At 72.2% G+C, this 13360-nt stretch carries 13 protein-coding genes; 6 read left to right on the top strand and 7 right to left on the bottom strand.

Translation table 11 applies throughout. The annotated features are described in order from the left end of the window. A partial coding sequence (locus tag ACIBAD_RS35385; protein WP_398911002.1) for a MerR family transcriptional regulator occupies positions 1–300 on the top strand: 300 nt, incomplete at its 5' end. 342 nt (positions 301–642) lie between these two features. On the opposite strand, the gene ACIBAD_RS35380 is transcribed toward ACIBAD_RS35385, so the two are convergent. Both ACIBAD_RS35380 and ACIBAD_RS35375 read right to left on the bottom strand, forming a co-directional pair. Continuing rightward, positions 643–1110: a hypothetical protein gene (locus tag ACIBAD_RS35380; RefSeq protein ID WP_398911001.1), complete on the bottom strand. Its 468-nt coding sequence runs from the start codon at positions 1108–1110 to the stop codon at positions 643–645. After that, on the bottom strand, positions 1092–1808 hold the full coding sequence (locus tag ACIBAD_RS35375; protein WP_398910999.1) for a hypothetical protein: 717 nt from the start codon (positions 1806–1808) through the stop codon (positions 1092–1094). The genes ACIBAD_RS35380 and ACIBAD_RS35375 overlap by 19 nt, the downstream gene beginning before the upstream one ends. 114 nt (positions 1809–1922) lie before the next feature. Here ACIBAD_RS35375 and ACIBAD_RS35370 point away from each other — a divergent pair, with 114 nt between their 5' ends. Then, positions 1923–2687, top strand: a complete 765-nt coding sequence (locus ACIBAD_RS35370; RefSeq protein WP_398910997.1) for a polysaccharide pyruvyl transferase family protein — start codon at positions 1923–1925, stop codon at positions 2685–2687. After that, positions 2684–3502: an aspartyl/asparaginyl beta-hydroxylase domain-containing protein gene (locus ACIBAD_RS35365; protein ID WP_166681971.1), complete on the top strand. Its 819-nt coding sequence runs from the start codon at positions 2684–2686 to the stop codon at positions 3500–3502. Before ACIBAD_RS35370 ends, ACIBAD_RS35365 begins: the two co-directional genes overlap by 4 nt. 29 nt (positions 3503–3531) lie before the next feature. Here ACIBAD_RS35365 and ACIBAD_RS35360 read toward each other — a convergent pair whose 3' ends face one another. Both ACIBAD_RS35360 and ACIBAD_RS35355 read right to left on the bottom strand, forming a co-directional pair. Then, entirely contained in the window at positions 3532–5739 is a 2208-nt protein-coding gene (locus ACIBAD_RS35360; RefSeq protein ID WP_398910994.1) for a sulfotransferase, read from the bottom strand. Beyond that, positions 5736–7100, bottom strand: coding sequence for a 2OG-Fe(II) oxygenase (locus tag ACIBAD_RS35355; protein WP_134068621.1), 1365 nt, complete (start codon positions 7098–7100; stop codon positions 5736–5738). Before ACIBAD_RS35355 ends, ACIBAD_RS35360 begins: the two co-directional genes overlap by 4 nt. Positions 7101–7135: 35 nt before the next feature. Between ACIBAD_RS35355 and ACIBAD_RS35350 the strand changes: the two genes are divergently transcribed. Continuing rightward, complete coding sequence (locus tag ACIBAD_RS35350; RefSeq protein WP_398910992.1) at positions 7136–8116, top strand: hypothetical protein; 981 nt, start codon at positions 7136–7138, stop codon at positions 8114–8116. On the opposite strand, the gene ACIBAD_RS35345 is transcribed toward ACIBAD_RS35350, so the two are convergent. Beyond that, positions 8085–8873 carry a hypothetical protein gene (locus tag ACIBAD_RS35345; RefSeq protein WP_398910990.1) on the bottom strand — a complete coding sequence of 263 codons (789 nt, stop codon included), beginning with the start codon at positions 8871–8873 and terminating at the stop codon, positions 8085–8087. The genes ACIBAD_RS35350 and ACIBAD_RS35345 overlap by 32 nt on opposite strands. Before the next feature lie 172 nt (positions 8874–9045). Further along, positions 9046–9552: a hypothetical protein gene (locus tag ACIBAD_RS35340; protein ID WP_398910988.1), complete on the bottom strand. Its 507-nt coding sequence runs from the start codon at positions 9550–9552 to the stop codon at positions 9046–9048. A 250-nt stretch (positions 9553–9802) separates the two neighbouring features. Here ACIBAD_RS35340 and ACIBAD_RS35335 point away from each other — a divergent pair, with 250 nt between their 5' ends. Both ACIBAD_RS35335 and ACIBAD_RS35330 read left to right on the top strand, forming a co-directional pair. Beyond that, on the top strand, positions 9803–10219 hold the full coding sequence (locus ACIBAD_RS35335; protein ID WP_398910986.1) for a tyrosinase family oxidase copper chaperone: 417 nt from the start codon (positions 9803–9805) through the stop codon (positions 10217–10219). Beyond that, positions 10216–11058: a tyrosinase family protein gene (locus ACIBAD_RS35330; protein WP_134068617.1), complete on the top strand. Its 843-nt coding sequence runs from the start codon at positions 10216–10218 to the stop codon at positions 11056–11058. Before ACIBAD_RS35335 ends, ACIBAD_RS35330 begins: the two co-directional genes overlap by 4 nt. 990 nt (positions 11059–12048) lie before the next feature. Here the strand turns inward: ACIBAD_RS35330 and ACIBAD_RS35325 are convergent. Then, positions 12049–13071, bottom strand: coding sequence for an alcohol dehydrogenase (locus ACIBAD_RS35325; RefSeq protein WP_134068616.1), 1023 nt, complete (start codon positions 13069–13071; stop codon positions 12049–12051). Between the last annotated feature and the right edge of the window lie 289 nt (positions 13072–13360).

Raw genomic sequence — 13360 nt, 5'->3', positions numbered from 1 at the left:
GACTACCCCGCCTACACGATGGGCCGGGCCGCCGAAATGCTCGGCACCACCCAAGGCTTCCTCCGCGCCATCGGCGAACACCGCCTCATCACCCCACTGCGCTCCGCCGGCGGACACCGCCGCTACTCCCGCTACCAGCTGCGCATCGCCGCCCGCGCCCGGGAACTCGTCGACCAGGGCACCCCCGTCGAGGCCGCCTGCCGCATCATCATCCTGGAAGACCAGCTTGAGGAAGCCCAGCGCCTCAACGCCGAGTACCGCCGCACTGCCGAATCAGTCAATCCGACAGCCCCGGCTTGAGTCGGGGCGCGCTGCGGCAGTCGAGCTCAACATGCTGGCGGGGGAGGCCGGGGTCTGGCAGCGACCGCGCCGCAAGCCCGAATCGGTCTTCGCAGACCGCGACTACCACCACGATGTCCACCGGGACCAGTCCGGGCCCGCCGAATCCTCCCCGTCATCGCCCGACGCGGCACGCCCCACGGGAGCCCACATCCACGAAGCCTTTCTCAGGCACGCCTGCCGCCTGATCACCCACCGCCAGGCGCCGGCCTTGACCTGACCGGCACTCGCCCCCCATGCCGATCGACCAGCCCGGCCACCGCCTCCCCGGCGGCGGCCGGGGAGACTGACGCCGGCGGGGGGTCAGGCGTACGCGTACGAGCTCGACGAGTACTCGGAGTACGAGCCGTTCTTCCTCAGTCGGGGGACATCGTGGCCGCACTGGGCGCAGGCTACCGGGCGGCCGCCGTCGCGGCCGCGGATGGTGATCCATTCGCCGTTCTTGCCCGTCAGTACGTCGCGCAGGGCCTCCTTCGCGTGCATGCCCAGGTCCACCGCGGTCTTCGCGAAGTCGAGGAACGTGATGCGACGCCCGCAGGAGGAACACGTGGCGTCGAACACCTTGAAGGGGCCCTTGAGCGAGCTCGGCGAGGTGTCGAGGTAGTCGGCCAGTTCCTGGATCTCGGACGCGCCCAGGAGCCGCATGTGAGGGTGCTCGGTCAGAGGGAGGGCGGCGATCACCCCCTGCGGGACCTGGTAGGTGCGCGTCGTTTCCGGCCTGTTCTTGATGTATTCGAGGACCTCGTCGAGCGTCAGCTGTGCCTGTTCCACTTCGGGTACCTCTCTCCGCTGTCGTGGGATGGCGCGGCTCCCACGCTTCCAGCCGCGACCGGGGTCCACCACTCCGTTACGCCGACCGGCCCGGCCACCACCCGGTCCAGCTCCTCACGCAGACGGGCGCCGATGCCCGCCCTGCTCCAGTACCAGCGGCACAGCTCCGGCGCCGCGCCCGAACTCGCGTCGTACCAGGTGAACGACGCCCGGTGAGCCGCGTAGGCGTGCGCGCCGAGCGCGTTGAACTCGGAGAACCCGCGCGGCGGGCGGCCCGCCACGTACCGGTCGAGCGGGATCCCGTGGCGGTCCGCGCACAGGGCGCGCAGCTCCCCGTACAGCGCGCGCGGATAGGTGAAGGGAGGGTGCTGCATGAAGTCGAACAACACCTGGTGGCCGAGGAAGTCCTGCGTCGGTGCGAGCCAGGGCCGGTGCCGGCCGAGTTCGTTGACGGGGCGGCGGACGATCCACGGACGCCCGTCCACGAGCAGGTCGGCGGGGGAGACGCGGCGGAAGAAGACCATGTCGGAGTCGACGTGGCAGATGAGGTCGGCATCGGTCAGCTGATCCGCGTACAGCTTGCTGACCTGCTGGCCCAGGTAGTCGTCGCGGTGGTCCGGGCCCAACTCCAAGCGGACCCCGTCGCCGACGCACCGGCGCACCGCGGCCGCCCCGGTCCGCGGGGTGACGACTACCACCTCCGAGAAACCCCGGCACCACGTCCGAATGGCGGCCAGCGCGTAGCGCAACCAGGCGACGTCACCGTGGTAGGTACGGATGAACAGCGCGGTCCGCTCACTACAGTGGGAGCCGTGGTCGAGGCTGTGCCCGCCTTCTGGTGCCGGGCTCCCAGTCAGGGCAATGTCGGCGACAGGCTCACTCCCTGGCTGGTCCGGCGGATCTGCGGCGCCCCGGCCCGGTGGGTCTCGCCGCACGCGCCGGGGCGAAAGCACTTCGTCACCGGCAGCGTGATCTCCCTCGCGGGACCGGGCGCCGTCGTCTGGGGAGCCGGGGTGATGTGCGCCGGTGAGGACATCGACCCGCGGGCCGATCTGGTCGCCGTACGCGGTCCCCTCACCCGGGAGGCGGCCCTGCGCTCCGGCGCGGCCTGTCCGCCGGTCTACGGGGACCCCGCCCTGCTGGTCCCCCGTTTCCTGCCCCGTGGCGGCCGGGGTACGGGGCGGCGTCCCGCCGTCGTGCCGCACTTCGCCGACAAGGCTGGTGCGCGGCTCGGCACTCCGGCCGGCTGGCGGCTCGTCGACGTGCAGCGGCCGGTCGAGGAGGTCGTCGAGCAGCTCGTACGGGCGCCTCTGATCGCCTCGTCGAGCCTGCACGGGATCATCCTCGGCCACGCCTACGGGATCCCCGCCGTCTGGATCCGCTACCGGGACCTGCCCAGCGGTGACGGGAGCAAGTTCCACGACTACTTCCTTTCGGTCGGGGTGCCGGTCCCGCCGCCCGTGTCCGTCGGCCTGACGGGCGCGGGGCTGGATTCGGCGGAGCTCGCCGATTTCGCGACGCTTCCGGCGCGACTCCCGGACCTCGACCTGCTCCTGGAGAGGTGCCCGTTCCGTTGACAGCACACGAAGACGACGTGGACCAGGGCCTGCGCCAGATCCTCCACGGCATCCGGGACGCCAACTACCACCGCCCCGGCATCCGTTGCCTGCGGCTGCTGGAGGCCGGGCCCGACACCGCCGCGAGCCTGGCCGCCGAGGTGGCGCTGCTGCGATCGCGGCAGCGCCCTTCGCTGGCCGGCGCCCCCGGCCACGTGACGGCGTGGACCGGTCCCCGCGGCCGGGTCGAGCAGTTCAGCCTGCTCAACGCCTCCGGCCGCTGCGACGACTTCTCCCGCGACCACGACCTGTCCTGCTTCGGCAAGCGCTTCCACCACGGCGCGCGCCACCCCGCCCTGGCCGCGCTGATCGGGTCCCTGCCGCACCTGGTCAACTTCCGGGTCAACGTGCTGGGGCCGGGCGCTTCGCTGTCCCCCCACGAAGAGCACAGCGTCGTACGGTCGCGTTCGGGCACGGTGGGCATCCGGGCCCGCTTTCACCTGCCCCTGACCACCCATCCCGCGGCGACGCTGACGCTGGACGGGGACGTGCACCACTTGGAGGCCGGATCGGTGTACCTCGTCAACCACGGCTGCGTGCACGCCGCCGAGAACGGCGGGCCCGTCGAACGTGTCCACCTGGTCTGGGACATGCTGCTGACGGCGGACGCGGCGGCTGCCGTGTTCGGGCCAGGCCCGGCGCCGGCGGGCCTCACCCGGACCCGTCAGCGCACCCAGCCGCCCGTCGGACGCCGCGCGGTCGCCGGGTGGGAGCGCATCGCGCCGCAGGTCCGGGAAGCCGAGGCTCGGAGCATCGGCCTGCTCGCGGTGCAATAGCCGTAGCCGTAGCCGTAGCCGGAGCCGTTTCAGTACAGGGTCCTGCGGAACTCGGCGGGAACGTAGTGGAACAGCAGCGAGGTGTGCGTGCTCCCGTCGGGCAGCGGCGGCCGCCCGTGCGGCACCGTGGTCCCCCGGAAGAGGACGGCCTGACCGGGCCGCTGGACGAGGCTGACCTCGCCCTGCGGGGTTCCCAGCTGCAGCGGCCAACCGCCCTCGATGCCCGGGCCCGACTCCCCGAGCAGCAGGGACACGGTGTACTCGCACTGCTCCCGGTCCACGTGACGACCCAGGACCGCGCCGCCGCGGTACGCCGAGACGTAGGAGTACGAGGGGCGTACCGGCCGGCCCGCGATCCGCCCCACCAGGGCGCGGAACTGATGGTGGAAGAAACGGGACAGGGATTCGTTGTACCAGCCGTAGCGGCCGGAGACCTGGGCGTCCCCCAGCGGCCACGAGCCGGTGGCGATGAGCCGCTCGTAGTAGTCGAGCAGGGCCGAGCGGTGCCGGGGGTGGACCATGCGGTCGATCCGGCACACGTCGTTGCGCTCGAAGTCCGCGGCGGCCGCTGCCAGGGCGGTCTCGGCCCTGGTCGCGTCCCGGGCGCGCAGCCCGGCCGAGCCGAGCGCCCCGGCCCGGGCCAGGGCGGCGCGCAGCCGCGCGGGGAGCGCCGGTGAAAGGGGCCGTCCCGGGACCAGGCTGCGCAGCGCCCAGAAGTCTTCCAGGGACACCCAGAACGGGACGAGTGCGCCGGTTGACGGGTCGTCGGTCCACAGGATCGGCCGGTCGGGCAGGAACCGGTCCCGGAACCGAGCCCGGCGCGCGAGCCCCAAGGGGATGGTGACCCCCTCCTGGAGGACCACGGCCGGGTCGAGGAGCGGGTGTTCCGGCTCGGGGCCGGGCGTCGGGGCCGAGGCGTCGTCCACGGAGCCGGCGACGGGGGAGCCGTCCTCCGCGGCGCCGTCGTTGAGCCAGCACACGTAGGAAGGGCGCCGGGGCAGGCCGCGGACGGTTCGGGACATGGGCGGGGTACGTCCGTTCGCCAGGCGCCGGCAAGTGGACGCCACGGTGTCGAGGGCTGACGGGTCGAAGCCGGGAGTACTGCGCCACTTGCCGGGACGCGGAGGTGAGATCGTCGTCGCCGAGAGCGGGAGGTCCCGGCCGGGCGGACCGGCGGGCAGCCCGAGTTCCCGCTCCAGCCACCGGATCGTCCGGGCCGGAGCCGCGCTCAGCTCGGCGTAGTCGAGATCCACCCAGCGGATGTCGGGCGGCCCGGCCGCACGGCTGTCCAGAACCGCTTCCGTGGCAGCCGCCCACTGGCGGGCCGCGATCCGGGACAGGTCGTCGCCGAGCCCTCGCCGCCAGCCCGGCGGCAGCAGCAGGTGCCAGGCCCGGCGGGGCCAGCCCGGCAGGTCCGGGATGTTGACGAACCCCGGATGGGTCCAGGCCCGCACCATGCTGGCCACGGTGTCGCGCGGGTCGCGGTGCAGGTGTACGACGGTGGCGCCCGGGAACAGCCGCAGCAGGAACGGCAGCCGCAGGCAGTTCTCCGGGGTCTTCTCCAACAGCCTCGGCGGCGGATCCGGGGAGCCGCCGTGGTCCGGCCAGTGCCGGCCCCGCGCATCGCGCAGCCCGGCGAGGAAGCCCGCGCGTACGGCCCCGCCGTACCGGTCGGCCTGCGCGGCGTCCAGGGCATGGGACGCGTACCCGCCAGCCGCCGGGTGCAGCCCCGGTACGCCTTCGATGACGCTCTCGCTCTCCCCGCCGACCGTCCACAGGCCGGGGTGCCGGGCGAGGGCTTCGTACAGGGCCGTGCTGCCCGAGCGCGGCGGCGCGATGATGATCACGGGCGCGGTGCCAGTGGTCGGCGCCGCCGCCCCGGAGACCGGCCGTACGGCACCGGTGACGGGCGGGCCCAGACGGCCGAGTGCCGGGTCGTGCGCGGCCCGGAACGCCGCTGCCGCGGGCTCGGACGCGAAGAGGTACCGGACGCGTACGCCGCCTGCGTCGGGCCGCACTGCGCGCGCGAGGAGCCCCGCGACCCGGGGGAAGGGGGCGTGGTGCAGGGCGCGGGCTTCGGGGCGTGCCCGGCCGGCGGGGAGCGCCACGCGGGCGACCACGGCCCAGGCGATGGCGTCGGCACCGGCCCCGGCCCGCCCGGCCTGCTCTTGGGCCCGGGCCCGTGCCGCGGCCCGCGCCGCCCCCGCCCGGCTGGCTCCGGTCTCCCGGTCGCTCACTGCCGGTGGATCCAGCCCGTGACGCTGAAGCGGCCGTCCGCGAACGCCTTGCTCGGCACCCGGATCGGGAGTACCTCGTGGTCGTGCCTGCTCGGGAAGAACATCGCGAGGTTGGCGCGCGGCACGATCGTCTGGCTGCGGTCCGTGGCGACCAACCTCCCGTCCTCCGGCACCGTCTCGAACACCCGCAGCTCCCCGCCCGAGAACCTGCGGGGCTCTCCGGAGAAGAAGTACACGAAGGTCAGCTCGCGGGTGTCCCCGTCGTCGCTGTCGCGGTGCATTCCGAAGTAGTCCCGGTCGCCGTTGGCGGTCACCTGGAGTTCGATGCGGCCCAGCGGGAATGCAGGAAGGTTCAGCCGGCCGCTGATCTGCTGGAGGTGTTCCTTGATGCGCTCCGTGAACAGGGCTTCGTAGGGGCCCAGTTCGTCGAGGACCAGACTGCGGCGCACCCGTTCGTCCACCACCGCCGAACCGCCGGACCCGGACATCCGCACCGTGGCGGGCTTGAAGTCGGGTTCCCGGCCCAGCACGTACGCGCGGAACTCGTCGAGTTCGGATGCGCTGAGGAACTCCCGTACGCCCTGGGCGACCTCGGCGACCGGATCCCGTTCGTAGCGGCCGGTGCCCGTCGGCACCCCGGCGGGCTTGCTGTAGTGGCCGCCGCGGACCAGCCGGGCGATCTCGGACGGGACGGAGGGCCGGTCCACCACCCATTCCGCACGCGAGCCCAGGTAGACCGTGTTGTGGAAGGCGGCGTTCAGGGCGAACACCTCGTCGTCCAGGGCCCCCGCGAGCACGTCCACCGTGTCGGCCTCGGCCAGGCCCAGCCGTTTCAGCAGCTCACCGGCCGGGGCGCGGTACGTGAGGTAGCGCGCGGCCTCGGTGAGGAAGGCGTCCTCCGTCCGCTCGAAGCCGACGCGGCGCAGCGTCAGGTCCGCCAGCCGTGATTCCTCGGCGACGAGGTAGTGCACCTCGGCGTTCGGGTCGACGGCCAGTGTCTCCAGGGCTTCCTTGTACACGGCGGCGCACAGTCCTACGTTCGTCAGGTCCTCGTCGGCGACGTGCACGGGGCTCAGGCCCCAGCATCCGTCGCCTACCAGGTGGGTCTGCACGACGGCGACGATGTTGCGGGCGCCCAGCCCCCACGGTGGCCAAGGCCGGTCCCGGACGGCGGCGAAGACCTGCGAATCGCCTTCGCAGAACAGGGGCAGGACGACCTCGTCCATCAGGTGGGGTGCGCCGAGCCTCCGGAAGAACGTGTACAGGGCCGCCTTGGCGGTCTCGCTCAGTTCGTCGAAGATCTCGATCCGCGTGCCGCCGTTGCCATCCGTGTAGAAGTCGCGTCTGATGGTCGGGATCATGGCCTCTCCTGCCGATTCGAGTGGGGGGACGACGGTTGGACCTTGCTGCGGGTACGGGCCTCGACACTGGCGCGAGCACCGGCGTGGCCGCGGGACCGGGCGGGGGCACGCCCTTCCTGCGGGTGACCGGGCCGGGTGGCGGACACCTGCCGTGGGTCCTGGTCCGTGCGCCCGTCGTGACGCACGCACACCACCTGCGGCTGGCCGAACTGGCCCGCGCCGGCGTCCGGTTCGCCGGAGTCACCAGCTATCTGGGTTTCCCCGGATCGCCTTGGCGGGACGAGCGCGACTACGGGCTGCTGTGCGAGGCGTGGTTGCACTGCTTTCGCGATCCGGAGCACTTCCTGCCGCCGGCCGGCCCCCGGCTGCTGACGAGCGAGTCCGACTTCACGGACCCGCTCCGCGTGGATCCGGCCCGGGTGGCTGCCGGGGCTGGCGGCGCTGGGACGGAGGGAGCGGCAGGCCCCGACATCGTGCACGTGTCCGGCCGGGAGCCGTGGCGGCAGGAGGCCAAGAACTGGCCGCTCGCCGCGCGCTGCCTGCGCAGGCTGGCCCGGGAGACGGGGCTGCGGATCCTGGTGGTCGACGCGCCGCCCGGGGCGGAGCCGATCCGCGGCGTACGCATGGTCGGGCCGCTGCCGTGGCGGCGGCTGCTCGCGGTCATCGCGGGGGCGCGGGCCCTGTTCGTACCGGCCGTGCTCGACGCCTCGCCACGGGTGCTCGCCGAAGCCCTGTGCCTCGACGTGCCGGTCGTCGTCAACCGGGCGATCCTCGGCGGCTGGCAGTACGTCAACCCGTTCACCGGGGTGTTCTTCGACGGGGAGGACGACGCGGTGGCGGCGGTACGGGCCGTGCTCGACGCCGGGCAGCGGCCCCGGGCCTGGTTCGCGGCGCACCACGGGCCGGCCCGGGCCGGGACCCGCGTCCTGCGCCTGTTGAGCACCCTGGACGACTCCTTGCCGGGCTCCCTCACGCACGTGCTGCTCACCCCCGACCAGGGACCGGGGACACGTTGAGCACCAGCCGTGCGTTGCCGCGCATGGGAGAGCGGTGGATCCACACGTCGGTCACCGGATGCGCGGACCAGTGCCGTCGTACGTCCAGGTGCCGGAAGAAGACGGTCGCGTCGGCCGGCACCCGCCGGACGACGGCACCCGGCCGCAGGAACGAGGGGCTCCCGTCCATCGCGCACAGCTCGGCAAGGGCGGTCCCATCGGGTCTGTCGGCCCGTCGCTCGCGCTCCGCCTGCCGCGACAGCCGTTCGCGGCGTGCCAGGTAGGCGTAGAACTCGCCCATGCCGAGGACGTCTTCGCAGGCGACGTACTCGGTGGTCGGGCCGTTGTACACCCGTACGGCCCCGACCGTGGGACTCTGTGGCGGCACCGTGTCCACGTGGAAGCCGCACCGCCGCGTCGGGGCCTCAGTGAACACGCGCACCATCGCCTTGTCCGTCCCCGCCGTCTCCACGACCCGGGCCAGGATCCCAGCCATGGCATCGACCAGGGGAGCCGCAACGGAGGCGGGAGCACCGGCCAGTGCGGTGTGCGCCCAGCCGGTGAACTCGTCGGGCGTGACCGAGGGCAGGTTGGTGCGGGGGATGACCAGCCGTTCCCCGGCCACGAGATCGGCCAGCTCCTGCAGCCACGGCTCGCGGCGGCCGTCGGGGACGATGACCGCGCTCAGCGCGGGGTCAGCCGTGAGACGGGCGGCATCGGCTGCCGTCGCCCCGTGCAGGACACCGGCGACGGCCGTGTTCCGGGAGCTGGAGACCACGAACGGGAGGCTACTCGGTGCCACGGCGGGCGCCCGCCCGACAGGCTGGTCCGGCGGCGGCGGAACCCGTACGGTCGAAGCCACGACGAAGGGCGACGGGACCACGTACGACCACACCCGAGCACGGCCCCCTTCCCGTGAGTGGTGGGGACGCTGACACCTGACCCCGTCACTACGCGAGCAGGGCCTGCGCCATGTAGAGCTCGCTGATCGTGTGGCCTCCGGACGGCAGTTCCCGGGTACTGGCGGCGACGAGTTGCTCGATGAGGGGGACGTCCTCGGGGGCGCTGGCCCGTTCCGGGTAGGAGGCGTTCTCCCACAGCTCCCGTACGTACCGCCACAGGGCGTTCGCCTCGTCGGACTCCTGTTCGCCTTTGTGTACGGCGATATCGGCGATGGCCGAGGAGAGGATGCCCTCGCGGTGGGCGGCGGCGGCCCGCGCCGCCCAGGCCTGTCGCGTCTGCGAGCGGAAGCAAGCGATCGTGCGGTCGCGCATGGCGGTGTAGCGGTCATCGGCGGCGAGAGCGGCGTCGAGGTGTGCCCGCATCTCCTCGCGGCGCGGGCCGTCCTGCCACTGGAGGCTCCACCGGGCACCGCTGTCGTGGGCTATCTCGACCCGGACGGCGGTGAGCTGGGACAGGTGTCGGGCCAGATGGATTGCCTGCCTGCTGCGGTTCATGACGGGTCGTCCTCTTCGCGGTTCGGAGGCGGAGCATTCCCCCACCCTGGATACGGGAGGGTTTCATGCTGCGGTCGATCTGACGCCGACGACTCGGCGGTGCTGGGCGACGCTGGCCTGCACCGGCTGTCATGGTCACGTAAGATCGCTTCGGCTCCGGCATGCACCCGCCGGCATTCCATCCCGACCGGGCCGTAAGTGTGCCGGCCATCGATCGAATGTTCGAAGGCTTCTGATACATATTCAAGCCATGAACATGATCACTCGCCGACGGGCGCTGGGGCTCGGCTCCGCCGTTGCCGCGGCCGCCGGACTGGCCGCCTGCTCCTCCAAGTCGACCCCCGAGGCGCCAGAGGCTGGGGCCTCGGGGGCGGCCGGCCCGTCCGGAGCGCCCGTCTCCCTGCCCACCGGCACCATCGACGAGACCTACGAGGGCCACCGCATCCAGATCACCGTGGGCCCGGGCGGCCACCACGGCATGGTGATGCCCACGGTCAAGGTCGACGGCAACGACCTGCACATCATGCCCAACGCCAATGGCAGCTGGGTCACCGTCGTCAACCACTACGAGACCTTCCCGGACCCGCTCTCGGCCGCCCGGGCCGCCGTCCGCGAGCTCCAGGGCGCCGACCTCGTCCCCTTCGCTGCCAAAGAGGCCAAGCTGTGACCGTCCGCAAGAACCAGGCCACCCTCACGTCGGACGAGAAGAGCGCCTTCGTCAACGCGGTCCTCGAACTCAAGCGGACGGGCATCTACGACCGGTACGTCAACGCCCACAACTGGTACCTGCTGAACGACTCGGACTTCGGCGACCGGATAGGCCACCGCTCACCCTCGTTCCTGCCCTGGCACCGCCGGTTCCTGTTGGACTTCGAGGCGGCGCTCCAGCGCATCGACAAGAACGTCTCCCTTCCCTACTGGGACTGGACGGCCGACCGTACGGCCAACGCCTCACTATGGGCTTCCGACTTCATGGGCGGCACCCGCCGGGCGCGCGACGGCCAAGTACTCGACGGGCCGTTCGCCTTCCAAGGCGGCAAGTGGGCCCTGACGGTGGGCGTGGACCGGCGCACGTACCTGCGACGCGGCCTCGGCTCCGGGACCCCGCAGCTACCGACGCGCGCCGACGTGGACTCCGTGATCGCCCTGCCGGTGTACGACGCAGCCCCCTGGAACAGCGCCTCGGACGGGTTCCGCAACGCCCTGGAGGGCTGGCGGGGCGTCAACCTGCACAACCGGGTGCACGTGTGGGTTGGCGGCCAGATGACCTCCGCCGCCTCTCCCAACGACCCCGTGTTCTGGCTGCACCACGCCTTCATCGACAAGCTGTGGGCCGAGTGGCAGGCGAAGCACCCGAAGTCGGGCTACCTGCCCGCCGTCCGGACGGCGAACGTGGTCGACCTGCGGGCCGTCCTGAGCCCGTGGAACAACGTGACCCCGGCCGACCTGCTCGACCATCACCGCTTCTACACGTTCGACACGGAGAACGGCGGGCAGCGCCCGTAGCCAGTGGTTTCGTTCCTGAAGGCTCCTGTGACCGTTGATCCTGCTGTTTCGTCCGACGAGATCGTCCGGCAAGGGCCAGTGACGACCTCGTCCGGGCTGATGCTGCTGGACTGTGTGCGAGGTACTGCACGCTGGTGTCGGTACAGGACGACGGCGAGCTGATCCGAGTCAGTGTCAGGTGTCGGACGACAAGGGCTCGTTGCCGAGGCTGCGGAAGCTGGCCTGTGCACGGTCCCTACCTGCAGTTTCCTGCTGACTTCCCCGTGACAGGGCGGCGGGTGACGCTGCAGCCCCGTGTCCGGCGATTCACCTGCGGGTACGTTTTCCCGCGAGCGGCAGACGTTTGTCCAACCGGTCGCGGGCCTCACCCGTCGGCACACCCGACGGGATCGAGGTCGTCTGCCGAGACCGTGCTCCGTTCTTCGCCGAAGGCGCCGGCATCGGGGCGCCCCTGCCGTCCAGGCCGCCAACCGGTTCCACCTGGGCGCAACCTCGGCGAAGCGGCCGAGCGGCGCGTATCCCTCCACCGCCCTTGCCTTCGCGCAGACCACCGCCGAGCCGCCCCCAGAGGAGGTCCTGACACCGATGAAACGCCCGGGTGTACTGGGGATGAGGCCGCTCCGCCGCCTTGCTGGGGACCGTGCCTGATGCTGCGCACTGATCCACCGGGATTGCGGGCCGGCCCAGGCCGGAGCGGCTCAGGACCCGCTCCGGCCTGGGCCGCCCACTCGGTGGCGGGGAGGGTTCGCCGGCCGCCGGAGGGCAGGTGGGGTCGGTGTCAGCCTGCCTTGTGAAACGCCGGTGACTCCTACCCTCCCCTCGCGCTGCGACTCGGATGCGCCAGGGGAGTAGTTGAGCGGACCCGTCCCGTGCTGCTTGGCGCACCGTTCCTTCTTGGACCCTGTGACTCCGCCCGTGACGACGCCGGGAGGCAGAGGCCTGGCGGCGCGGGCGTGATCCTCCCGCGTCCCACGGGGCGGCGTACCCGGGTCAGCCGGTGAGGACCATCCGGAAGCGCGCGGCACCCGAGAGCATCTTCTGGTACGCCTCGTCGGTCCGGCTCAGCGGTACCGTCTCGACGATCGGGCGGATTCCGTGCAGCGCGCTGAAGGCCATGGTGTCCTCGACGTCCTGCGAGGTGCCGGACGGGTGGCCGCGCACGACGCGTCCGCTCATGAGCAGCTGCATCGGGCTGATTTCCAGCGGCTCGGGGGCCGCGCCGATCACCACCAACTCGCCGCGGTGCGCCAGGCCGTCCACGGTCGCGGTGATGGCACCGGAGTTGGCGGCGGTGGCCAGCACGACCTTGGCGCTCCCGAGGGACCGCAGTGCGTCCGCCACGCTCGTCCCCGCCGTGCTGTCGACGTAGTGGTGTGCGCCGAGCTGTTCGGCGAATTCCGCCTTGTCGGCGCCGCGGGCGATGGCCACGGTCTCGAAGCCCATCGCCACCGCGTACTGCACGGCGAGATGGCCGAGGCCGCCGATGCCGAGTACGGCGACCAGGTCACCCGGCCGCGCGGAACTGCGCCGCAGCCCGTTGTACGTGGTCACGCCCGCGCAGGCCATGGGTGCCGCATCGGTGGCGGCCAGCGCGTCGGGGATCCGGGCGAGGGCGTCGGACGGCGCGATCACCGCCTCCGCGAACCCCCCGTCGTATGCCCAGCCCGGGACCTTGAGGTTCTCGCAGACGATGAAGTCGCCCTGCCTGCAAGCAGTGCAGTGGCCGCAGCTCCCGCCGAACCAGCCGACGGCGACCCTGTCACCGACCTGCCAGCCCCGGTCCTGTGCCCCTTCGCCCAAGGCCTCGATCCGGCCGGCGACCTCATGGCCGGGGACCAGCGGGAACCGCACCCCCGGCACCTTGGCGCTCACGAAGACGGCATCGCTGTGGCAGATGCCGCAGGCATCGACGGCGATGCGCACGTGGCCGGGCCCCGGCTGCGGCACCTCGCGCTCGACGACCTCGAACCGTCCGTCGGGGGAGGTGACCTGTGCGACTCGATACGTACCCATCCGACCCTCTCTCAGACACCACTCGGCGACCCCGCATTCCAGCAGAACAGCTCCGTCCCGATCGCGCGCGCCGACGGTCACATGCGGGTGGATGCGGAGGCTGTCGTCCGTCACGTGCGGTCACTGTTGTGCGGTCGCTGTTCTGCTGTCGCGCGGCCGTGTCACCGCGCCAAGAGCGCCGACTACACCGAAGGCTGATTCACCCGCAGGTGTGGTGGCCGTGTGGCGCTTGACGGGGGCTTTGGGTCATGGCGGGGCGGGAGGGAGGGACGAGGCGAGTGCGGCGGGC

Source organism: Streptomyces sp. NPDC051109 (assembly GCF_044455885.1).
Lineage (GTDB): Bacteria > Actinomycetota > Actinomycetes > Streptomycetales > Streptomycetaceae > Streptomyces.
This window is presented reverse-complemented; position numbering and strand designations above follow the sequence as displayed.

Excerpts from the sequence above, each read along its gene's own strand:
- ACIBAD_RS35340 (WP_398910988.1), bottom strand. The coding sequence starts at position 9,552 with ATGAACCGCAGCAGGCAGGCAATCCATCTGGCCCGACACCTGTCCCAG.
- ACIBAD_RS35355 (WP_134068621.1), bottom strand. The coding sequence starts at position 7,100 with ATGATCCCGACCATCAGACGCGACTTCTACACGGATGGCAACGGCGGC.
- ACIBAD_RS35335 (WP_398910986.1), top strand. The coding sequence starts at position 9,803 with ATGAACATGATCACTCGCCGACGGGCGCTGGGGCTCGGCTCCGCCGTT.
- ACIBAD_RS35325 (WP_134068616.1), bottom strand. The coding sequence starts at position 13,071 with ATGGGTACGTATCGAGTCGCACAGGTCACCTCCCCCGACGGACGGTTC.